Origin of the sequence: Xanthomonas sontii (assembly GCF_040529055.1) — a bacterium.
GTDB classification, from domain to species: Bacteria; Pseudomonadota; Gammaproteobacteria; order Xanthomonadales; family Xanthomonadaceae; genus Xanthomonas_A; species Xanthomonas_A sontii.
On the sequence record NZ_CP132342.1, the window covers coordinates 1,531,281 to 1,552,723 of the forward strand.

Here is a 21,443-nt window from a genome sequence, read left to right on the forward strand (position 1 = left end):
GGATCGCAGCCCGGCCTTGCAGTGTCACCTGTCCACGGGCGGTGCGGGCTGCGCCTGCGTGTCCTCCGCCGCGGGCGGGTCGCCGAGGATGATGCGCGCGGCGCGCTGGTAGCTCCAGTACGCCCAGGCCCAGTTGAGCAGCACCACCACGCGGTTGCGGAAGCCGATCAGGAAGAACACGTGCGCGGCCAGCCAGAACCACCAGGCCAGCACCCCGGAGAGCTGCAGCCGGCCCAGGTGCACGATCGCGGCCATGCGCCCGATGGTGGCCAGGTTGCCGTAGTCGGCATAGCGGAACGGCACGCTGGCGGTGTCGCCGCGCAGCCGCTGGCGCAGGGTGTCGGCGACGTGCCGGCCCATCTGCTTGGCGGCCGGTGCCACCCCGGGAACCGGGCGGCCGTCGGCCTGCTGCAGCGCGGCCAGGTCGCCGGCCACGAACAGCTCCGGATGGCCGGGCACGCTCAGGTCCGGCTGCACCTGCACGCGGCCGCTGCGGTCCAGCGGCGTCTGCAGGGTCTTCGCCAGCGGCGAGGCGGCCACGCCGGCGGCCCAGACCACGGTCCGCGCCGGCACGAAGGCGTCGCCAAGGCGATAACCATGGGCGTCGATGTCGGCGACCGGCACCCCGGTCAGCACGTCCACGCCGAGCTTCTCCAGCTGTTTCTGCGCCTTGGCCGAGAGGTGTTCGGGGAACGAGGACAGCACCCGCGGGCCGGCCTCGATCAGCCGCACCCGCGCCTCGGCCGGGTCGATGCGGCGGAACTCGTGCTTCAGCGTGTGCCGCGCGATCTCCGCCAGGGTGCCGGCCAGCTCGACCCCGGTGGGGCCGCCGCCGACGATGGCGAAGCTGAGCCAGGCCGCGCGCGCGGCGGGGTCGGTTTCCGCCTCGGCACGTTCGAACGCCAGCAGCAGGTGCCGGCGCAACTGCAGGGCATCGTCCAGGGTCTTCAGGCCGGGTGCGTGCGCGGCCCAGTCGTCGTGGCCGAAATAGGCGTGGGTGGCGCCGGTGGCGACCAGCAGGTAGTCGTAGGCCAGCGCCTGCCCATCGGCCAGGCGCACTTGCCGCGCCTGCTTGTCGATGTCGACGACTTCCCCAAGGCGCACCTCGACGTTGTCCTGGTGGCGCAGGATCTGCCGCAGCGGCGCGGCGATGTCCGGCGCCGACAAGCCGGCGGTGGCGACCTGGTACAGCAGCGGCTGGAACAGGTGATGGTTGCGGCGGTCGATCAGGGTGATGCGCAGCGGCGTCCTGGCCAGGGCGCGGGTGGCCCACAAGCCGGCGAAGCCACCGCCGACCACGATCAGGTGCGGCACGGGTGTGTCGTTCATGCAGGACTCCAGGAGCGGGAGAAAGAGGAGAGCGTCCGGTATCGGCGCGGCGGTCGCCTCGCAGTCGCGCGCGCACCGATCCGCCGGAACGCGCGCTGCCGAAAAGGCGCTGCGCGCTCGTCGAGGGCCGGACCTGCATGTCCGTATAGTAGCGCGATGCCAAGCGCGGTCAGCGACAGGGAGGACGCACGCTCATGCCAGCGACAGTGAAGCCGCGCGCATCGGCGCCGCCGCCGGCGCCGCTGCCGTCGCGCTGGCGCAGCCTGCTGTTCTGGGCCAAGACCCGTGCGCTGCAACTGCGCCGTGCGCTGCACGATCTGCGCGACGGTCCGCGCCGGCATCGCCGCGATGCCGGCCTGGCGATCGCCGACGGCACCTGTGCCGAATCCGTCACCGCGCTGTGGCCCGACAGCGAGGAGACCGCACCGCAGCTGGTGGCCGGCAAGATCCACAACCTGCGCCTGGCCGCGCGTGCGCTGCACGGCGTGGAGGTGCCGGCCGGGGCGACCTTCGGTTTCTGGCGCCAGCTCGGCCGCGCCACCCGCCGCCGCGGCTTCGTCGCCGGCCGCGAACTGCGCGAGGGCTGCCTGGTGCCGTCGATCGGTGGCGGCCTGTGCCAGGTGTCCAATGCGATCTACGACGCGGCGCTGCGGCAGGGCCTGGAGATCGTCGAGCGGCACCGCCACACCCAGGTGATTGCTGGCTCCCTGGCCGAGCGCGACCGCGACGCGGTGGTGTTCTGGAACTACGTGGACCTGCGCCTGCGCGCCGCCGCGCCGTGGCGGCTGGAGGTGTGGCTGGACGGCGAAGCGCTGCATGTGCGCATCCGTGGCGGTGCCGTGGCGCCGGCGGCGTTGCCGTTGCCGCCGCTGCAGCGACCTACCGCGCCGGCCGGTGTCGACGCCGCCAACGACTGCACCCGCTGCGGCCGCAGTGCCTGCCATCGCCATGTGCCAGCGGTGCCCGATGGGCTGCACCGCACCTGGCTGGTCGATGAGGACTGGCCGGAGTTCGCCACGGACCGCCGACGCCGGCAGCAACCCGGCGACCGCGTGCTGGCGCTGCCGCGGACCAGCGTCGCGGCCTTGCGCGCGGCGCTGCTGAGGCGCTGGTGGTTGTGGCGCGGCATGCCGTTGCCGCAGGCGCGCCAGCGCGCGCAGCGCATCCGCCTGCAGGCGCTGCGGCGGCGCCTGGGCGCGCGCGATGTCGACCTGGTGGTGCCGCAGAGCCTGTTGCCGGAGCTATGGCTGGCCGGCGAGTTGCAGGGCCGGCGCTGGGACGTGTACATGACCGCCTTGCCGATGCATCTGCTGCAGGCGCGCCTGGACGTGGCCGCGCAGCGGCATCCGCACAGTCCCACCCTGCGCGATTTCCGCGCCGATCCGGCGCTGGTCGCCGCCGAGCGTGCGGCACTGGCGCAGGCGCGGCACTGGATCACGCCGCATCGCGAACTGCTGGCGCTGGCCGGCAGCCGTGGCCTCGCGCTGGAATGGCAACGGCCGGCGCTCCCGGCAGCCGCGGCGGAGCATGCGGCCATCACGGCGGACGCCGTACCGCGGGTACTGCTGGCGGCCTCGGCGCTGGCGCGCAAGGGCGCCTACGAACTGCGTGAGGCGGTGCGTGATTTGCCGCTGGTGTTGCTGCTGCCGCCCGGTGCGCAGGAGACGCCGGACTTCTGGAGCGGCATCGCGGTGCAGCGGGTCGCGTCGATGGCCGAAGGCGTGCACGCTGCTTGCCTGGTGCTGCTGCCGGCGTGGATCGAGCAACAGCCGCGCGGCCTGTTGCTGGCCATGGCGCTGGGCAAACCGGTGATCGCCACCGCCGCCTGCGGCCTGTCCGCGGACGCTGGCGCGTGGCGCTGCGTGGAGGCCGGCGACAGTGCTGCGCTGCGCGCGCAGGTGATCGACGCCTTGGGTCTGGCGGGCTGAGCAACGCACGAGGTGTCACGGCCGCTGGCGCGTTGCCCGCCTGCCTCGCTACGCGTCAAGCGGATGCGCTGTTCCTCTAGAGCGGCTCCGGGGGGAATACGGGTGGTGTCGCGATACGCGCCATTGCCTCATGCCTCGTAACAGCGGCTTCAACCGCGACGAAGCACTCCCGGTAACGCCTCATCGCGGCTGAAGTCGCTTCTACGGCATTGGACAGCGCGTCGGTTCTGCCGAGCTGCCACCACTCGCCGCCTCAGTACAGATCCTGCGGATCCACATCCAGCGACCAGCGCACCCGCCGTGCCTGCGGCAGCGCGTGGATCGCCGGCACCGCCGCGTCCAGCAACGCGTGCAGCGCGCGCCGCGTGTTGGCCGACAGCAGCAACTGGGTGCGCTGGAAACCGGCGCGGCGCGGCATCGGCGCCGGCATCGGGCCGAAGCGCTGCACCTCGTCCTGCACCGGCAGCAGTGCGCGTACCGCGGCGAGGAAGGCGTTGGCGTGTTCGACCTGCTTGGCCTCGGCACGCAGCAGCGCCAGGTGCGCGAACGGCGGGAAGCCGGCGGCCTCGCGTTGCTCCAGTTCCGCGGCGGCGAAGGCGTGGTAGCCGCCGTGCACCAGGGTCTGCAGCAGCGGATGCGCGGGGTGGTGGGTCTGCAGCCAGACCTCGCCCGGGCGCGCGGCGCGGCCAGCGCGCCCGGCGACCTGGATCAGCTGCTGCGCAAGCTTCTCGCTGGCGCGGAAATCGGCCGAGAACAGGCCTTCGTCGATGCCCACCACCACCACCCGGCTCAATTGCGGCAGGTCGTGGCCCTTGGCCAGGATCTGGGTGCCGACCAGGATGCCGGGCGCAGTGCCGAGCGTGGCCAACTGCGTCTCCAGCGCATCGCGGCGCTGGGTGGTGCTGCGGTCAATGCGCAGCACCGGCACGTCCGGGAACGCCTGCACCAGGCGCTCCTCCAGGCGTTCGGTGCCGATGCCCTGCGGCTGCAGGGCCAGGCTGCCGCAGTCCGGGCAGGCCAGCGGCGCCGGCTGGCGCGCGCCGCAGTGGTGGCATTGCAGGCGCCGGCCGCCGGCGTGCACGGTCATCGGTGTGGCGTGCAGCGGGGTGCTGCAGCGCTGGCACGGCGCGGTCCAGCCGCAGTCGTGGCACAGCAGCACCGGCGCATAGCCGCGGCGGTTCTTGAACACCAGCACCTGGCCGCCGTCGGCCAGTGCCGTGCCGATCCCGGCCAGCACCTCGGGCGACAGCCCGTCCTGCAGCGGGCGCTTGCGCACGTCGAGCACGCGCACCGTCGGCGGTCTGGCGTCGCCGGCGCGGCGGGTCAGGCGCAGGTGTGCGTAGCGGCCGCCGCTGGCGTTGTGCAGGCTCTCCAGCGACGGCGTGGCGCTGCCCAGCAGCACCGGCACGTCCAGCGCCTTGCCGCGCACCAAAGCGAAATCGCGGGCGTGGTAGCGGATGCCGTCCTGCTGCTTGTAGCTGCCGTCGTGTTCCTCGTCGACCACGATCAATCCTGCCCGCGGCAGCGGCACGAACACCGCCGAGCGGGTGCCGACCACCACCCGCGCCTCGCCGCGCCAGGCGGCGGCCCAGACCCGGGCGCGTTCGTTGTCGTTGAGCCCCGAATGCAGCGCGTGCACCGGCACCCCCAGGCGGGCGCGGAAGCGGGCCAGGGTCTGCGGGGTCAGGCCGATCTCCGGCACCAGCACCAGCGCCTGGCGCCCGCGCGCCAGACAGGCGGCGATCGCCTGCAGGTAGACCTCGGTCTTGCCGCTGCCGGTCACACCGTCGAGCAGGAACGGGGCGAAGCCGGCGGCGGCGACCACTGCGTCGATGGCCGCCTGCTGCTCGGCGTTGGGCACCGGCCCGGGCTGTGGCTGCGGCGCCGCAGCGCTGGCCGGCACCGCGATGCGCTCGGCGTGGCCGCGCTTGGCCAGCGCGCGCGCGGCGCTGCGCCAGTCGTCCATCGCCTGGTCCAGCCGGTCCTCGTCCATGGCGCCGTCCGCCAGCAGCCCGGCGAAGCGGTGCGGGCGGGTGCCGGCGCGGGCGCGGTGGCTGGCGCCGGCCTCGGTCAGGCGCCAGGCCCAGGCGTGGGTGTCGGGCAGCGGTTCGCCGCGACGCAACGGCACCGGCAGGGCGGTCGCCAGCACCTCGCCTAGCGGCGCATGGCTGTAGCGCGCCAGCCAGCGCAGCGACTCGGCCAGTTCGCCGTGCAGCAGGGGCACCGGGTCCAGCCAGGCCAACGCCGCGCGCAGGCCGCCGGCGTCCTCGACCTGGCCGATCGCCGCCACCACCCCGCTCAGTTCGCGGTTGCCGAACGGCACCTGCACCCGGCGGCCGACGTCGCCGTCGGCGACCGTGCCCCCGGGCGGCGGCAGGTAGTCGAACACCTGCGGCAGCGGCACGGGCAGGGCGACGCGGAGCGTGGCGGCGGGGGAGGGCATCCGCCTAGTCTAGGGCGTGTCACCAATCCCCGAGCATGCCGCGTTGGGTCTGGCAGGCGCGCAGCCGGCGTTGCGGGCGCAGCGCCTAACTGGCCGTCAGGTCAAGCCGCGCGGCGCCGGCTGCGCGCCTGTCAGATCCAACCCGAAGGGCCGCGGTTGCGCACGCCCGTGGCCGCGTCATCGCTCGGGCGTGGACGCACGTCCACTTCCTCGCTCTTCCTTGCCACAGGCACGCGCAATCACGGCGCGGCATGCTCGGGGATCGGTGACACGCCCTAGCGGCCGCCGCAAGGGGGTTCCCGGGTGCCGGGAGTTGCGCGCGATTGCTGCCCGCAAAGTGATAAACCGGTCGTAAATGGCCGCCGCGCTTGGGGAATCGAATTTATCCACATCTGCTGTGGATAAAGCTGTGTATGACGGGCATGCTCCACGCCGTGAAGACGGACTCACAAGCCTCTGCCACGAGTTGGACAAAAAAGCGCCAATCGCATTTATTCTTTTCGAAACAACAACTTGGCCGTGAAACACAGATGCAACATGGTTTCGCGGGGGCTTGACAAGACCTGTCGCAGGCCAATGTCCGGCGCTGTGCACAACCGGCCGTCGCGACAGCCGCGGGTGAGCCGATCGGGACGCCGCTGTCAAGCGCGCGGTGTGGCGGCTGCCTCGTTATCATCGCGCCGATGATGGAGTTCCGATGACCGCCACGTCCCCTTCCGACGGCGTGGCCGCACCGCCCGCCCTGGCCGCGTTCCTGCGCGGCATCGAACGCCGCGCCGCGGTCCTGGCCGACCTGCAGAGCGGCCGGCCCGAACGCGGCATGCCGGCCCTGGCGGCGGCGATGCGGGCCTTCCGCAGCCACGCCGCGGCGCTGCCGATGGCCGACTGGCCGCTGCGGTTCTGGAAGCTGCTCGCTGCGGTGCCCACCCTGCGCCAGGCCGATGCCGCCGACGGTGCCTGGTCGGCGCCGCTGGCGCATCTGCGCAGCCTGCAGCCGGCCGACCGCCTGGCGCTGTTGTTGCGCATCGTCGCCGGGCTGGACGAGCCGCTGGCCGCGCAGGTGCTGCAGCTGACCGCCGAGGACTACCAGCAGGCGCTGGCGCGGGCCTGTCCGCGCGACGCCGGCGGGCGTCCGGATGCGGCCGGCTGGCGCGCGCTGGCCGACGCGGCGCAACAGTGTCTGCGCGATCTGCCGCCGGCGCGGCTGCAGGCCCTGGCGCAACTGCGCGATGCGGCGATCGCCGGGAGCACGGCCTCGCCTGCGCCGGCCAAGGCGCCGGCCCCTGCCGCCGCCGCGGCCGCGGCGCGTCCACGCCGCCGCGACGCGCGCTCGGCCCTGCGCACGCGCCTGGCCGGGGCAGTGATCGCGGTGGTGGTCCTGGCCCTGGTCGGGACGGTGTTCTGGGACCGCCTGCCCTGGCATCGGTCCCGCGCCGCGACCGCGGCCGGTGGCAGCGACGCGAGCCTGGCGCTGGGCGATACCGGCCCGGTGCAGGTGGAAGTGCTGCCGCCGGAATCGGACACCGCCAGCGCGCCGCCGCTGCCGGCCGACCCGCCGGCGCCGCTGCCGGAGCCGGCGATCTACGACCTGGATTTCTATGCGTGGTACGCGGCCGGCGCGCCGCCGCCGCGGATCGAGCGCAGCGCGCCCAGCGCCGCCGACCTGGCCGAGGCCGCCGAAGCCCCGCCGGCGGCCACCGTTGCCCCGGCCGTCGCGCCCGCGGCGACCACGCCACCGGCGCTGACCCCGGCGCAACTGCGCGCGCGCCAGGCCGCCTGGGACGCGCTGCCGGCGGCGGCGCAGGCGCGGCTGCGGCAGGTCGCCACGGCCTTCGCCGGCCTGCCGATCGAGCAGCAGCACAGCCTGCATGCGCAGTTCGCCGAGATGGACGCCCTGGAGCGCCACGGCTGGTTGCTCGGCCCGGAACTGGGCGCCGAGTTCTGGGCGCTGCAGCCGCTGCTGGGCTACGTGCCGGAGGCGCAGCGGCAGGCACTGCTGGGCCTGTTGCGCGGTCTGCCCGCGGACCAGCGCGAGCATCTGGCGCTGCTGTCGCAACGCACCCCGCCGCAGGACCGTGCCGCCTTGCGCCGCGACCTGCTGGCGCAGGGCGCCGACAGCCGTGGTGCCTGGCTGAAGCAGCGCGCCGCGCGCTGAACTGCGCGCGGCGCCTGGCGTTGCGTGCACCTGGTCCCGGGCCTCAGGTCCTGGCTTCTCCTGCAGTGATCCGCCGCAGCGGGTAGAATGCCCGGCCTCCGCCACCCGGTGCCGGCGCTGTCTGCGCGGCCGCAGTCGGCGGGATCGCCAGAGTCTTGCAATGTTTTCGTCTTCCACCCCGGCCTCGGTCCGGGGCCGCGAACTGCGCACCACCGCGCAGCTCGCCCTGCCGCTGGTCCTGGGGCACGTCTCCACCGGCCTGATCAGCTTCGTCGACAACGTGATCGCCGGCCACCACGGCACCCGCACGCTGGCCTCGGTGACGGTCGGCACCGCGCTGCTGTGGCTGCCGATGATGATCCCGATCGGCACCCTGATCGCCCTGACCGCCTCGGTGTCGCAGCTCGACGGCGCCAAGCGCCATGCGCAGATCGGGCCGCTGTTCCGCCAGGCGCTGTGGCTGTCGCTCGGCCTGGGCCTGCTGATGTTCGCGTTCCTCAGCGTGATGCCGATGGCGCTGCCGCAACTGGGCATCGCCGCGGAGATCGTGCCCGGCGCGCGCGACTTCCTGCTTGCGATCCGTTGGGGCGTGCCGGCGCTGGTGCTGTACTTCTGCATGCGCTACCTCAGCGAAGGCATGCACTGGACCCTGCCGACCATGCTGCTCGGCTTCGGCGGCCTGCTGCTGCTGGCGCCGCTCGGCTATGCGCTGACCTTCGGCCTGTGGGGCCTGCGCGAGCACGGCGCCGGTGGCCTGGGCATGGCCTCGGCGATCATGATGTGGGCGCAGGCGCTGTGCTTCGCCATCTACCTGGCGCGGTCCAGGCGCTTTGCGCCGTTGCGCCTGTTCGCGCGGTTCGAGGCGCCGGACCTGCGCGCGATCGTCGGGCTGCTCAAGACCGGGCTGCCGATCGGCGTGACCATCCTGATGGAAGGCGGCCTGTTCATCGTCACCGCGCTGCTGATCGCGCGGCTCGGCGAGGTGCCGGCGGCGGCGCACCAGATCGCGATCAACGTGGCGCAGCTGTGCTTCATGGTGCCGATGGGCGTGGCCGAGGCGACCACGGTGCGGGTCGGCCGCGCCGCCGGTGCCGGCGACGCGGTAGGCGTGCGCGGCGCGGCCTGGGCCGGCTATGCGATCGTGCTCGGCACCCAGGCGCTGTCGGCGCTGGTGCTGCTGGTCGGCCACGACGCCATCGTCGGCGTCTACACCAGCGATCTGGCGGTGGCGGCGCTGGCCTCCACGCTGCTGCTGTACGCGGCCACCTTCCAGTTCCCCGACGGCGTGCAGGTGCTGTCGGCCGGCGCGCTGCGCGGCCTCAAGGACACCCGCGTGCCGATGTTGCTGGCCCTGTGCTCCTACTGGGGCCTGGGCATGCCGCTGGGCGCCGGCCTCGGCCTGTGGCTGGGCTGGGGACCGCAGGGCATGTGGATCGGCCTGATCCTGGGGCTGACCGCGGCGGCGGTGATGATGGGTGCGCGTTTCCGCTGGAGCAGCGCGCGGCTGCTGGCGGCGCCGGCGGCCCCCTGACTTCAGACGCATGTGCGGCGCCTGACGCAGCCGGTATGCTGCGCAGGCGCAAGACGCCTTCCTTTCGGAGCTTTCCATGAACCAACCCGTGCGTCGCAGCCCCGTCGCCAACTTCTTCGTCGGCCTGTGGGATGTGATGAACTTCACCCGCCGGTTGATCTTCAACCTGGTGTTCTTCGGTTTCCTGTTGCTGATCCTGCTGGCGATGGTGTTCGCCATGGCACGCGGCGACGGCGGCAAGGCGCTGCGCGACCGCACCACGCTGCTGATCGCGCCGGAAGGCAAGCTGGTCGAGCAGTTCAGCGCCGACCCGGTCAGCCGCGCGCTGGCCAAGGCGATGAACGACAAGGGCGCGCAGGAGATCCAGTTGCGCGACCTGGTGCGCGCGATCGAGGCGGCCAAGACCGACCCGAAGATCGAGCGCGTGGCGCTGCGCCTGGACAAGCTGCAGCCCAGCGGCTTCGCCTCGATGCGCGAGGTGGAGAAGGCGCTGCAGGACCTGCGCAGCTCCGGCAAGCAGATCGTCGCCTACAGCGACAATCTGAATCAGTGGCAGTACCTGCTGGCCGCGCAGGCCAACGAGGTCTACCTGGACCCGATGGGCTCGATGACCCTGGAAGGCCTGGGCCGCTACCGCCAGTACTTCCGCGAGGGCCTGCAGGACAAGCTCGGCGTGGACGTGCACCTGTTCAAGGTCGGCGAATACAAGTCCGCCGCCGAGCCGTACGTGCTCGACGCGGCCTCGGCGGCGTCCAAGGAAGCCGACCTGTTCTGGATGAACGATGTGTGGCAGCGCTATGTGGCCGACATCGCCAAGGCGCGCAAGCTGGCGCCGGAGCAGATCAACGCCGGCATCGACACCATGCCCGAGGGCGTGGCCGCCGCCGGCGGCGATCTGGCCAAGTTCGCCCTGCAGCAGAAGCTGGTGGACGGCCTGAAGACCCGCGAGGACGTCGAGCAGTTGCTGGCCAAGCGTGGCGTGGCCGACGACGATGCCGACACCGGCTACCGCAACGTCGACCTGGACGGCTACCTGCAGCAGCTGGACCTGCGCCGTTCGCCGGTGGACTCGCGTCCGCAGGTGGCGGTGGTGGTCGCCGCGGGCGAGATCAGCGGCGGCGAACAGCCGGCCGGCCGCATCGGTGGCGAGTCGACCGCGGCGCTGCTGCGCCAGGCGCGCGACGACGACGCGGTCAAGGCGGTGGTGCTGCGCGTGGATTCGCCCGGCGGCGAAGTGTTCGCCTCCGAGCAGATCCGCCGCGAGGTGGTGGCGCTGAAGGCTGCCGGCAAGCCGGTGGTGGTGTCGATGGGCGACCTGGCCGCGTCCGGCGGCTACTGGATCAGCATGAACGCCGATCGCATCTACGCCGACCCGTCGACGATCACCGGCTCGATCGGCATCTTCGGCATGATCCCCAACATCACCCGCACCCTGGACAAGATCGGCGTGCATACCGACGGCGTGGGCACCACCCGTTTCGCCGGCGCCTTCGACATGACCCGGCCGATGGATCCGGCGGTGGGCCAACTGATCCAGTCGGTGATCAACAAGGGCTATGCCGACTTCACCGGCAAGGTCGCGCAGGCGCGCGGCAAGTCGGTCGAGGCCATCGACCAGGTCGCGCGCGGCCGCGTCTGGAGCGGTGCGCAGGCCAAGGAGCGCGGGCTGGTGGACGCGTTCGGCGGCTTCAAGGACGCGGTGGCAGATGCCGCGGCGCGCGCCAAGCTGGGCGGCCCGGACAAGTACCGAGTGCGCTACGTCGAGAAGCCGGCCACGCCGTTCGCGCAGTTCGTCAGCGGGTTCGCCGGCAGCCGCCTGGGCGTGTGGATGCTGAGCGACTCGGCGCTGGGCCATGCCCTGCTGGCGCGCAGCCTGCCGGAACTGGACACCCAGCTGCGCTTCGTCAAGGACGCGGCCGACACCCGTCCGGGCGCACCGGTGAAGGCGCTGGCCTACTGCTTCTGCGGTCTGTAAGCCGGCCCTGCGCCGGCAGCGGCGCGCTCCTGCGAGCGCGTCGCCTGCTTCCTGCAACGCCGGCCCCCGTGGCCGGCGTTGTTCATTGCGCGGTCGCGGCGTCGAGCGCGGCGTTCTGCGCGGCCGCGGCGTGGTCGAGCGTGGCCTGGGTCTGCCTGGCGCGATCCAGCGGCTGGGCGATGGCGCTGCGCAATGCGCTGGCCTTCGGTGGTGGCGGCGCATCGGGCGGTTGCGGCGGTGCCGGCTTGCATGCGGCCAGCAGTGCGAGCAGCGGCAATGCCAACGTCATCCTGTGCAGTGATGCGGACATGGCGGCGACCTCCTCGAGGGTGGAGGTATCATCCTACGCCTCCCATGTGAGCAGACAGGCACGCGCATGCAGCACCGTTGGCGGCTGGACGGACAGACCGCGCTGATCACTGGCGCCAGCGCCGGCATCGGCCTGGCGATCGCGCGCGAACTGCTCGGGTTCGGCGCCGACCTGCTGCTGGTGGCGCGCGACCTCGACGCGCTGGAAGCGGCGCGCGACGAGTTGCGCGAGGCCTTTCCCGAGCGCGAGATCCTGGCGCTGGCCGCCGACGTCGCCGACGACGAGGACCGCCGCGAGATCCTGGACTGGGTCGAGGACCATGCGGATGGCCTGCACCTGCTGATCAACAACGCCGGCGGCAATGTCAGCAAGGCCGCGGTGGACTACACCGAGGACGAATGGCGCGGCATCTTCGAGACCAACCTGTTCTCCGCGTTCGAACTGTCGCGCTACGCGCATCCGCTGCTGGCGCAGCATGCGGCCTCGGCGATCGTCAACGTCGGCAGCGTGTCGGGACTGACCCACGTGCGCAGCGGCGCGCCTTACGGCATGACCAAGGCAGCGCTGCACCAGCTCACCCGCAACCTCGCCGCCGAATGGGCCGAGGACGGCATCCGGGTCAATGCGGTGGCGCCTTGGTACATCCGCACCCGCCGCACCTCCGGTCCGCTGTCGGACCCGGACTACTACGAGCAGGTGATCGAGCGCACGCCGATGCGCCGCATCGGCGAACCGGAGGAAGTGGCGGCAGCGGTCGGCTTCCTGTGCCTGCCGGCGGCCAGTTACATCACCGGCGAATGCATCGCGGTGGATGGGGGGTTCTTGCGTTACGGGTTCTAGCGGCTGTGCGCGGCCGCGTGCGCCGGACGCCGGCCGAAAGGCGCAGTGCAGCCAGGCCCCGGGCGTATGTCGTCGGGACTGAAGTCCCTCCCACAAGGTGGGTGCGCGCTTACTGCGGTGGATCGGTTGCGGGGTAATCCGTAGGAGCAGCTTCAGCCGCGACCAGGCTTTCCCGATAACGCTCGGTCGCGGCTGAAGCCGCTCCTACTCAACCAGGCGCACCCCACGCGGGAGCGAGATGGATTACGGCGCTGGCTGTTCTGCGCCGCAGTTGCTGGCCTCGAGCAGGTGCTGACGGCGTTCGAACTCCGCGTGCAGCGCTTCGGCATGCTCGGGCACGGCGAAGCGCCAGTGCGTCTCGGCTTCGGCCACGTAATTCTTCCAGGCATCGCACAGCTGCTCGGCGGGCAGCGGCTGGCACTGGTCGCGCAGCACTTCGCAGGCGCTGCCGCCGGCCTGGTTGGGGCCACCGTCCAGGTCCGTCGTGTGCAGTGGTACGCAACGCGGCGGCGGTTCGGCGGCCTCGCCGATGTAAGACGATTGCTCGCGGGTTGTACAGGTGTACAGCGATGGCGGGGGCAGCTTTGGAGGCGGTGGCGGTGTCGGTTGCGGTGCAGCTGCCGCGGTGTCGGCCGTGGCCGGCGCGTCCGCAGGCGTGGCATCGTTCGCGGCGCTCGCCGGTGGCGACGATGGCGCAGGCTTGGCCACGAGCGTGGTCGGCAGTGCGGCGCTGCTGACGCCCTGCATGATTTTCTTCTGCTGGCGCATGCCCTTGGGACAGGGCTGGTTCTGGATGGTCAGGTTGTCCTGCGCGTCGGTGCAGCGATAGAACACCACCGGTTCGGCGCGCGCGGCGCCGGCACAGGTCAGCACCACGGCGAGGCAGAGTGCGCGCCGCATCAGCTGCCGCCGCAGTCGCGCGCCAGACGCGCATCGATGCCGCGCTGCTCGGTTTCCATTGCGCGGCGCTCGCTCTGCAGCGCGCTGTTGTAGCGACGGATCAGCTCCCAGCGACGGTCGCTCAGGCGCGCGCAGACTTCCTGCTCGGGCAGCGCGGTGCAGGTGTCGCGGATCATCGTGCTGCCGGCCGGCACGATCACGCCGGCGCCGGCGGCCACCCCTGGCGGCGGTGGACCGGGCGGGCGCGGGCCGCCGGGCGGAGGCGGTCCCGGCGGGCCGGGCGAGCGACCATCGGGGCCGCGCCCGGATGGCCGTGCGTACGGGCCCTCGGCGTAGCCATAAGCCCACAGCGGCACCCAGCGCGGATTGCCGGCGTTGTCGTCGCTGGTGTAGCGCGCGCCTTCCGGGGTGACGCACTCGTACATCGGCTGCGCAGGCTGCACGGTGACGATGCGGAGTTCGCGCTGCGGCAGCGGCGCCGGCGAGGCCTGCGTGCGAGCCGGATCGGTGCTGATGGTGGTGGTCGGCCGCGGCGGCGGATCGCGCGGACGCTGCATGTCCAGCACCTGCTGCTGGCGCGCGTTCTCGCAGGGGGCGTTCTGCAGACTGACCGCGCCGGAAGCGGCGATGCAGCGATAGATGCGCACCGACGCATTGCTGCCGTCGCTGCTGACCGTCTGCGTCTGTTGCGCCCAGCCGGCACCGATCCAGGGCGACAGGCTCAGCAGCAGCAATGGGCGGAGAAGGAGGCGCATGCGCGCATCTTGCGCGCCTTGGGCAGCCAGGGAAAGGGTGGTGGGTGTGCGTGATTCAGGGCGCGTGGCGTCGCGGCAGTGCTGCCGTGTTGATCTGTCGCTGCGAGGCTTCGCCCGTACCCTCATCCGCCCCTGCGGGGCACCTTCTCCCGGTGGGAGAAGGGAGAAGCCAAAGCCCCTCTCCCGCCGGGAGAGGGGTTGGGGTGAGGGTCCGGTGCGCGAAGCGCCCGCGTGGTTCCATCGCGCCATTGCCGCCAGACGCCGACGCGGCGGAAGACAGGCGTGCCGCGCCGAAGAGCAGCGCCTCAGGCGCGCAGGATCTCGCCGCTGGCGGCGTCGCGGATCGGGGTGGGCTGGGCCAGGCCGCCGGTGTCGCCGTCGAGCAGGCCGTCGAGGTCGCCCAGCACCAGCGGATCCAGTTCGCTGCGCTGCCGTGCCGGCGGCTCGCCGCCGCGGTTGGCACTGGTCGAGACCAGCGCGCCGCCCCAGGCACGGCACAGGGCGGCCACCAGCGGATGCGCGCTGATCCGCACGGCGATGCCCTGGTGCGCGCCGGTGATCCAGGGCGGCGCGTGCGCGGCGGCGGGCAGGATCCAGGTATGCGGTCCGGGCCAACTGGCCAGCACCGCGGCCAGCCGGTCCGGCGGCAGGGCCGACAGGTCGAGCAACGGGCGCAACGGGTCCAGTTCGGCGGCGACCACGATCAGGCCCTTGTCCACGGGTCGCTGCTTGATCCGCAGCAGGCGGGTCACGGCGGCCTCGTCGTGCGGATCGCAGCCCAGGCCCCACACCGCTTCGGTGGGATAGGCGATCACGCCGCCCTTGCGCAGGAGGGCGACGGCATGGCTCAGGGACAGGTCGGTCATGCGCGCATCATGCGGCACGTCCTCGTCTAAGGACAATGAGGGTCGGTTGGGCAGGACTCGGGATTTTCGCAAGTCTCCGGCCCGCCGCTTTTCTGTGGGAGGGGCTTCAGCCCCGACGCCTTGCCGATAAAGCGTCGGGGCTGAAGCCCCTCCCACAGAAAAACCGGGTTGTCGCGGATCTTCAGGCGCTGAGAGACGCCGTCGGCACCGTGAGAAGGCGGCTCGGCGCCCGCGCTCGTACTATTCGAGGGGGTGCATCGGGCCGCCCTGGGCCATCAGCAGAGCGGCTCAGCCGCCCTTGGCCATGGTCTTCTTCGCCGCCTTCTTCACCGTTTTCTTGGCGGTTTTCTTCGCGGCCTTCTTGACCGCCTTCTTCGCCGCCGGCTTGGCCGGGGCGTCGGCCGCGGCCTTCTTCGCCGCGCTCTTCTTCGGCGCGGCTTCCTTCTTGGCGGCGGCCTTCTTGGCGCCGAAGCCCTTGCGCACCGGCTTGCCGGTTTCCTCCAGCAGCTTCTGCACTTCGTCCAGGCTCAACGAGGCGGGCTCGCGATCCTTGGGGATCTTGCCGTTGAGCTTGCCGTCGCTGATGTACGGGCCGAAGCGGCCGTTGAGTACCTGGATGTCGCTGCCGGGAAATTCCTTGATGATGCGGTTGCGCGCGATCTCTTCCTTCTCCTCGATCAGGAACACCGCACGGGCCAGATCGATGGTGTAGGGATCGTCTTCCTTCTTCAGCGAGGCGTAGACGCTGCCGCGCTTGGCGAACGGGCCGAAGCGGCCGATGCCGACGCTGACCTCCTCGCCCTGGTCCTGGCCGAGGCTGCGCGGCATCAGGAACAGCTCCAGCGCCTCCTCCAGGGTGATGGTGTGCATGCTCTGGCCGGGACGCAGCGACGCGAACTTGGGCTTGTCCTCGGCGTCCTCCGCGGTGCTGCCGATCGCCGCGTACGGCCCGAAGCGGCCCAGGCGCACGCTCACCGGCTTGCCGGTCTTGGGGTCGGTGCCCAGCTCGCGCGCACCGCTGGCTTCGGCGCGGTCGACCGATTCCTTCTTGTCCTCGACCAGTTCCTTGAACGGTTCCCAGAAGCGCGACATCAGCGGGATCCACTCCTCCTCGCCGCGCGAGACCGCGTCCAGCTCGTCTTCGAGCTTGGCGGTGAAGTCGTAGTCCACGTACTGGGTGAAGTGGCTGGACAGGAACTTGGACACCGCGCGGCCGACGTCGGACGGGCGGAAGCTGCGGCCTTCCATCTCCACGTACTTGCGGAACAGCAGGGTCTGGATGATCGAGGCGTAGGTCGAGGGACGGCCGATGCCGTACTCTTCCAGCGCTTTCACCAGCGCCGCTTCGGTGAAGCGCGGCGGCGGCTGGGTGAAGTGCTGCTCGGCCAGGATGCGTTCCAGCGGCACGCGGTCGCCGGGCTTCATCGCCGGCAGCTTGCGGCCTTCGTCCTCGTCCTCGGCGCTCTTGTTGTCCTTGCCTTCCTCGTACACGGCCAGGAAGCCGGGGACCACCACGGTGGTACCGCTGGCGCGGAACACGTGTTCGCTGCCGGCCGACAGGTCGACGCTGACGGTGTTGAGCGTGGCCGGGATCATCTGGCAGGCCACCGCACGCTTCCAGATCAGCTCGTACAGCTTGCGCTCGTCGTCGGTCAGGAAGCGCGCCACCTGCGACGGGGTACGCAACGCCGAGGTCGGACGCACCGCTTCGTGCGCTTCCTGGGCGTTCTTGGACTTGGTCTGGTAGGTGTTGGGCTGGTCCGGCAGCGAGGCGATGCCGTAGTCGCGGGCGATCACGTCGCGGATCTCGGCCAGTGCGTCCTGCGACAGGTTGACCGAGTCGGTACGCATGTACGAGATCAGGCCGACCGTGCCTTCGTCGCCGATCGCCACGCCTTCGTACAGCTTCTGCGCCACCTGCATGGTCTTGCGGGTGGTGAAGCCGAGCTTGCGCGAGGCTTCCTGCTGCAGCGTGGAGGTGGTGAACGGCGGCGCCGGGCGGCGCTTGCGCTCCTTGCTGGCGACGTCGGTGACGTGCAGCGCGCCCTGCGCGGCCTGCTGGATGCGCAGGCGCGCAGATTCGGCGGTGTCGCCGTCGGTGATGGTGAACTGCTCGAACTTCTGCCCGTCGAGCTTGATCAGCTTGGCGTTGAAGTGCTGCGAGGGATGCGCGCAGTCGGCGGCGATGGACCAGTACTCGCGGGCGATGAAGGCTTCGATCTCCTCCTCGCGCTCGACGATCATGCGCAGCGCCGGCGACTGCACGCGGCCGGCGGACAGGCCGCGCTGCACCTTGCGCCACAGCACCGGCGACAGGTTGAAGCCGACCAGGTAGTCCAGCGCGCGGCGGGCCTGCTGCGCATCGACCAGGTCGCCGGCGATCTGGCGCGGTTGCGCCATCGCTTCCTTGATCGCGCGCGGGGTGATCTCGGTGAACACCACCCGGTGCAGCGGCTTGCCCTTGAGCAGCCCGCGCTCCTGCAGGATCTCGGCGATGTGCCAGCTGATCGCCTCGCCCTCGCGGTCCGGGTCGGTCGCCAGGTAGATGTCTTCGGCCGCCTTGGCCGCCTTGGCGATGGCCTCCACGTGCTTCTCGTTCTTGTCGATCAGCGCGTAGCGCATCGCGAAGCCGTCGTCCGGATCCACTGCGCCTTCCTTCGGGATCAGGTCGCGCACGTGCCCATACGAGGCCAGGACGTGGAAATCCTTGCCGAGGTATTTGTTGATCGTCTTGGCCTTGGCGGGCGATTCGACGATGAGCAGGTGCTTGGACATGGCGGGTCGGGCTTCGATGGGCGTGGGCGGACGCCCTGGGGGCGGTAGGGTGGCGCAATTGCTCCGGTTAGTGAAGCGTTGCGGTCTCGCAGAGAAGCCGACGCCCGGGATGGAACCCCCGGGCGTTCAGCTACGGCGCTTATTTATTAGTGGGCATGTCCGGCGCCCGCTGTCAAGCCGGCGCCCGCCGGCCGGGCAGGCGCGCAGGCGGCAGCGGGGTTCCCGGAGCCCGCCGGACTCAGTGCCAGCCGCCCTTGGCGGCCACGCCGATCGCCAGCGCCACCACCAGCAGCGCCGCCGCCGACAGCAGGCCGAACAGGGCCAGGATCACCACCGTGACCGTGCCCAGCTTGCGCTGCTGCCATTCCGGGTGGTCGGTGTAGGCCCACTTGTCCACCACCAGGGTGTCGCAGAGCATGTCGTGCAGGGCCTGCTTGCGCTCGGTGAAGGCCGCCATCAGCAGGCCGATGCCCAGGGTCAGGCTGCTCAGCATGAAGCCGAAGTAGCGGCCCACGCCGCGGGACACGGTGATGCGGCTGCCGTCGGTGCGCACCACCTTGATGCCGACCGCCATCTTGCCCAGCGTGGCCTGCTTGGTGGAGGCGTGGAACAGGCCGTAGTACAGCGCCGCGATCGCCATCGGCAGCAGGTACAGCAGGAGCAGCATGACGATGCCCGCGGCAGTGCTGAAGTCCGGCTGCTTGCCGAAGCCGGTGATCCCGAAGAAGCCCAGCATCACCACGAACTGGATCACGTTGGCGACGATGCCGACCAAGAACGCGTCGATCAGGTAGGCGGCCACGCGTTTCCAGAAACCGGCCTGCACCACCTCGCCGCCGCCGACCACCCGCGCGCCACCGTCGAGCACGGCGCTGGGCGCCGCGTAGGGCGACGCCGCCACGGCCGGCGCGGGCGCGGTCCAGGCGTCGGGGACGGTCGCGGCCGGGGGCGGAGGAGGAGTCTCTCCATCAACCTCGATCGGGGCAATCGCCGGCGCCGGCGCCTGGGTCAGGCCGAGTTCGTCGACGAACTCGGCCAGGGTGCGCCATTCGCTCAGGCCCTCGCGCCAGACCAGGGTGGACAATCCGATCTCGCCGCGCTGGAAGCGCTGCTGCAGGTCGGCGGCCGCTAGCGGCCCATGGCGCTGCTGCGCTGCGTCGGCGTAGTACCACTCAGTCATTCTGTTCCCCGGGAGTTGCAGTCGAAAACGGTGCGCCGGTCAGCCGCCGCGGCAGTGGACCGGCAGAACGCGGTCGTCCAGGTCGGAGCTGCAGCTCCAGGCGGACGTGCGCTCATCGTAGTCCAGCCACAGCGCTTTGCCATCCAGGCGCTTGTGGTCGGGCAGGTGCAGGGTGGCTTCCAGGCCGCAGTGGCCGTTGTCGAAGCGGCCGACCCTCACCTGCGCGATGGTGTCGCCGGCATAGCTCTGCGGTGCGCCGAAGCCGGTGTCGCCGTTGACCGCGCAGCGATGCTCCTGCGCATTGAAGGCGGCGATCTGGTCCTTCAGCGGCGCCAGGTGGTCGAGCGCCTGCGCGACCTTCGCGCGTGCCAGGTAGTCTTGGTAGGCGGGCAGGGCGATCGCCGCGGCGATGCCCAGGAACGCCACCAGCAGCACGCCGACGATGGTGCCGATGATGGCCATGATCGCGCAGCCGGACAGGCCGCTGCGCGGCGCGGCGGTGGCAGCGGGGCCTACGGGAGCGGCCGCCTGGAGCGGTGGCGGCAAGGGCGGCGGGGTGGGGGCGTCGGGCAGGCCCAGTTCGGCGGCGACCGCGTGCAGCGGCCGCCACTCCGGCAGGCCTTCGCGCCAGACCAGGGTCTCGCGCTGCAGGCGGCCGTCGTGCAGGCGTTCCAGCAGGGCGGACGCCGGCAACGGGCCGTGCCGCTCGCGCGCGGCATCGACGTAGTACCAGATCGCCAATGGGGAAGTGTCTTCGTGCATCCGTGCGCGACCGTCAGCGACTCAGTGAACCGGCTCCGGCTCGTCGACGAACATCTGCGTTTCCATCCACGCGTACGCCGCCTCGGCACCAGGCTGGTTGAACAGCACCATCAGCACCACCCACTTCAGGTCGTCCAGATCCAGTTCGTCCTGATCCAGGGCCATGGCCCGGTCCAGCACCAGCTCGCGCTGGTCGCTGTCGAGGATGCCGTGCTGCTCCAGGAACAGCAGGAAGCCGCGGCATTCCACGTCGAGCTTGTCCAGTTCCGGACCGTGGTAGATGCGGATCGGGCCATCGATGCGCGGCTGCGCCACGGCCGGGCGCTGGTCGGCCAGGGCGTCGAGCCAGTCGAACGCCTTGCTGATCTCGGTGGGGCTGAAACCGGCCTGGATCAGGCCATTCTGGAGGGAGTCGCGATCGCGGACCGGATCCGCGTCTTCGCTGAAATAGTGTTCGAACAGGTACAGCAGGACATCCAGAATGCTCTCTTTCATTGCCCCTCGGCCTGCGTCGCGAGACGCTGTGGAGGTGAAGAAACTAGGGTTTGCGGGTGTAACGACCGCGTTCGACCGCCACGTAGCCATCCAGTTCCATGGCCAGCAGCATGGAGGACGCCGCTGCGGCCGTCAATCCGCTGCGTGCGATCACTGAATCCATACAGATGGGGTCGTGGCCCAGCGCCTGCCACAAGCGCTGGTAGTCGGGGTGGGGGAAGGCCGGTGTGGCCGCGCGCGCGGTGCTGGCTCCCTGTGTGGGGGCGTTCAGGCGCCCGCGCAAGGCGTCGGCCAGTTCGGCGGCCAGGGGCGCGACCCCGGCCAGCACCTCCTCGGCGCTTTCCACCAGCCCGGCGCCGTCGCGGATCAGCCGATGGCAGCCGCGCGCCAGCGGATTGTGGATCGAGCCGGGCAAGGCGAAGACCTCGCGCCCGGCCTCGGCGGCCAGCCGCGCGGTGATCAGCGCGCCGGAGCGGGTGGCCGCCTCGATCACCAGGGTCGCCAGGCTCAGCCCGGCGATGATCCGGTTGCGCGCCGGGAAGTGCCCCGCCCGCGCCGGCGTGCCGGGCGGGTGCTCGCTGACCACCGCGCCGCGTTCGGCGATCTGGCGGTGCAGAGCGGCATGCTGGCGCGGGTAGGCCAGGTCGGGGCCGGTGCCGACCACCGCCACGGTCAGCCCGTCCGCGCGCGACAGCGCGGCCCGATGCGCGGCGGCATCCACGCCGCTGGCCATGCCGCTGGTCACCGCAAAGCCGGCCGCGGCCAGGGCCAGGGCGAAGCCGTAGGCGTTGTCGCGGCCGCCGGCGCTGGGGGCGCGGCTGCCGACCACGGCCACGGCCGGATGCCACAGCACCGTGGGATCGCCGTCCACGTACAGCGCCAGTGGCGGATTGGGCGTGCGCCGCAACAGGGCCGGGTAGTCGGCATCGTGGCAGCCCAGCAGGTGCCGACCTGGTTGCGCCAGCCAGTGCTCGGCGGTGTCCAGCGCGGCGCGGTCGGGCCGCTGCAGCGCGGCGATCTGCGCCGCATCCAGGCCGGCGGCCTGCCAGCCGGCGGGACCGGCGGCCAGCGCCGCGGCCGGGCTGCCGTGTTGCTCCAGCAGTCGTCGGCGTGGGGCGCTGGCGCCGCCGGCCAGCGACAGGTGCAGCAGGGCCGGATCGGTGGGTGCGTGGGTAGGGGCGATGGCCGGACTGGACATG

At 71.6% G+C, this 21,443-nt stretch carries 15 protein-coding genes and 1 pseudogene; 5 read left to right on the plus strand and 11 right to left on the minus strand.

Going from position 1 to position 21,443, the window contains the following annotated elements; all coding sequences use genetic code 11:
- Positions 1-24: 24 nt before the first annotated feature.
- Positions 25-1,329, minus strand: coding sequence for an NAD(P)/FAD-dependent oxidoreductase (locus tag RAB70_RS06580; protein WP_148828660.1), 1,305 nt, complete (start codon positions 1,327-1,329; stop codon positions 25-27).
- A gap of 194 nt (positions 1,330-1,523) precedes the next feature.
- Between RAB70_RS06580 and RAB70_RS06585 the strand changes: the two genes are divergently transcribed.
- On the plus strand, positions 1,524-3,257 hold the full coding sequence (locus tag RAB70_RS06585; RefSeq protein ID WP_225851613.1) for a VanW family protein: 1,734 nt from the start codon (positions 1,524-1,526) through the stop codon (positions 3,255-3,257).
- Between the two features lie 253 nt (positions 3,258-3,510).
- Here RAB70_RS06585 and RAB70_RS06590 read toward each other — a convergent pair whose 3' ends face one another.
- Complete coding sequence (locus tag RAB70_RS06590; RefSeq protein WP_148828659.1) at positions 3,511-5,700, minus strand: primosomal protein N'; 2,190 nt, start codon at positions 5,698-5,700, stop codon at positions 3,511-3,513.
- A gap of 697 nt (positions 5,701-6,397) precedes the next feature.
- On the opposite strand from RAB70_RS06590, the pseudogene RAB70_RS06595 reads away from it, so the two are divergent.
- The 3 genes and pseudogenes from RAB70_RS06595 to sppA form a co-directional block, all read left to right on the plus strand.
- Positions 6,398-7,360, plus strand: a pseudogene (locus RAB70_RS06595) (hypothetical protein); the annotation flags it as partial.
- A 655-nt stretch (positions 7,361-8,015) separates the two neighbouring features.
- Positions 8,016-9,386: an MATE family efflux transporter gene (locus RAB70_RS06600; RefSeq protein ID WP_148828658.1), complete on the plus strand. Its 1,371-nt coding sequence runs from the start codon at positions 8,016-8,018 to the stop codon at positions 9,384-9,386.
- A gap of 76 nt (positions 9,387-9,462) precedes the next feature.
- Entirely contained in the window at positions 9,463-11,361 is a 1,899-nt protein-coding gene (gene sppA / locus RAB70_RS06605) for a signal peptide peptidase SppA (protein WP_017911991.1), read from the plus strand.
- Between the two features lie 82 nt (positions 11,362-11,443).
- Here the strand turns inward: sppA and RAB70_RS06610 are convergent, their stop codons facing one another.
- Positions 11,444-11,671, minus strand: coding sequence for a hypothetical protein (locus RAB70_RS06610; protein WP_225851611.1), 228 nt, complete (start codon positions 11,669-11,671; stop codon positions 11,444-11,446).
- A 66-nt stretch (positions 11,672-11,737) separates the two neighbouring features.
- Between RAB70_RS06610 and RAB70_RS06615 the strand changes: the two genes are divergently transcribed.
- A complete protein-coding gene (locus tag RAB70_RS06615; RefSeq protein WP_017914851.1) occupies positions 11,738-12,511 on the plus strand; it encodes an SDR family oxidoreductase in 774 nt (257 codons plus the stop codon).
- 243 nt (positions 12,512-12,754) lie between these two features.
- On the opposite strand, the gene RAB70_RS06620 is transcribed toward RAB70_RS06615, so the two are convergent.
- The 8 genes from RAB70_RS06620 to dprA all read right to left on the minus strand — a co-directional run bounded on the left by RAB70_RS06620 (position 12,755) and on the right by dprA (position 21,427).
- Entirely contained in the window at positions 12,755-13,411 is a 657-nt protein-coding gene (locus RAB70_RS06620; RefSeq protein WP_148828657.1) for a DUF4124 domain-containing protein, read from the minus strand.
- The gene (locus tag RAB70_RS06625; protein WP_148828656.1) at positions 13,411-14,166 is read right to left on the minus strand and encodes a DUF4124 domain-containing protein; all 756 of its coding nucleotides are present in this window, start codon (positions 14,164-14,166) and stop codon (positions 13,411-13,413) included. The genes RAB70_RS06620 and RAB70_RS06625 overlap by 1 nt, the downstream gene beginning before the upstream one ends.
- Before the next feature lie 305 nt (positions 14,167-14,471).
- The gene (locus tag RAB70_RS06630) at positions 14,472-15,032 is read right to left on the minus strand and encodes a Sua5/YciO/YrdC/YwlC family protein (RefSeq protein WP_148829212.1); all 561 of its coding nucleotides are present in this window, start codon (positions 15,030-15,032) and stop codon (positions 14,472-14,474) included.
- 288 nt (positions 15,033-15,320) lie between these two features.
- Positions 15,321-17,807 carry a DNA topoisomerase I gene (locus tag RAB70_RS06635; protein WP_148829211.1) on the minus strand — a complete coding sequence of 829 codons (2,487 nt, stop codon included), beginning with the start codon at positions 17,805-17,807 and terminating at the stop codon, positions 15,321-15,323.
- Between the two features lie 238 nt (positions 17,808-18,045).
- Positions 18,046-18,987 (minus strand): RDD family protein, encoded by a 942-nt coding sequence (locus RAB70_RS06640; protein ID WP_148829210.1) that lies wholly within the window; start codon positions 18,985-18,987, stop codon positions 18,046-18,048.
- A 39-nt stretch (positions 18,988-19,026) separates the two neighbouring features.
- The gene (locus tag RAB70_RS06645; protein WP_148829209.1) at positions 19,027-19,749 is read right to left on the minus strand and encodes a pilin; all 723 of its coding nucleotides are present in this window, start codon (positions 19,747-19,749) and stop codon (positions 19,027-19,029) included.
- Positions 19,750-19,770: 21 nt separating this feature from the next.
- Positions 19,771-20,244 (minus strand): DUF494 family protein, encoded by a 474-nt coding sequence (locus tag RAB70_RS06650; RefSeq protein ID WP_010340686.1) that lies wholly within the window; start codon positions 20,242-20,244, stop codon positions 19,771-19,773.
- A gap of 43 nt (positions 20,245-20,287) precedes the next feature.
- Positions 20,288-21,427, minus strand: coding sequence for a DNA-processing protein DprA (gene dprA, locus RAB70_RS06655; protein WP_192578953.1), 1,140 nt, complete (start codon positions 21,425-21,427; stop codon positions 20,288-20,290).
- Positions 21,428-21,443 lie beyond the last annotated feature (16 nt).

Coding starts and splice junctions, on each gene's coding strand:
- RAB70_RS06610 (WP_225851611.1), bottom strand. CDS start 11,671: ATGTCCGCATCACTGCACAGGATGACGTTGGCATTGCCGCTGCTCGCA.
- RAB70_RS06620 (WP_148828657.1), bottom strand. CDS start 13,411: ATGCGGCGCGCACTCTGCCTCGCCGTGGTGCTGACCTGTGCCGGCGCC.
- RAB70_RS06650 (WP_010340686.1), bottom strand. CDS start 20,244: ATGAAAGAGAGCATTCTGGATGTCCTGCTGTACCTGTTCGAACACTAT.
- RAB70_RS06625 (WP_148828656.1), bottom strand. CDS start 14,166: ATGCGCCTCCTTCTCCGCCCATTGCTGCTGCTGAGCCTGTCGCCCTGG.
- RAB70_RS06590 (WP_148828659.1), bottom strand. CDS start 5,700: ATGCCCTCCCCCGCCGCCACGCTCCGCGTCGCCCTGCCCGTGCCGCTG.
- RAB70_RS06635 (WP_148829211.1), bottom strand. CDS start 17,807: ATGTCCAAGCACCTGCTCATCGTCGAATCGCCCGCCAAGGCCAAGACG.
- RAB70_RS06640 (WP_148829210.1), bottom strand. CDS start 18,987: ATGACTGAGTGGTACTACGCCGACGCAGCGCAGCAGCGCCATGGGCCG.
- RAB70_RS06585 (WP_225851613.1), top strand. CDS start 1,524: ATGCCAGCGACAGTGAAGCCGCGCGCATCGGCGCCGCCGCCGGCGCCG.
- RAB70_RS06600 (WP_148828658.1), top strand. CDS start 8,016: ATGTTTTCGTCTTCCACCCCGGCCTCGGTCCGGGGCCGCGAACTGCGC.
- sppA (WP_017911991.1), top strand. CDS start 9,463: ATGAACCAACCCGTGCGTCGCAGCCCCGTCGCCAACTTCTTCGTCGGC.
- RAB70_RS06645 (WP_148829209.1), bottom strand. CDS start 19,749: ATGCACGAAGACACTTCCCCATTGGCGATCTGGTACTACGTCGATGCC.
- RAB70_RS06580 (WP_148828660.1), bottom strand. CDS start 1,329: ATGAACGACACACCCGTGCCGCACCTGATCGTGGTCGGCGGTGGCTTC.
- RAB70_RS06615 (WP_017914851.1), top strand. CDS start 11,738: ATGCAGCACCGTTGGCGGCTGGACGGACAGACCGCGCTGATCACTGGC.
- RAB70_RS06630 (WP_148829212.1), bottom strand. CDS start 15,032: ATGACCGACCTGTCCCTGAGCCATGCCGTCGCCCTCCTGCGCAAGGGC.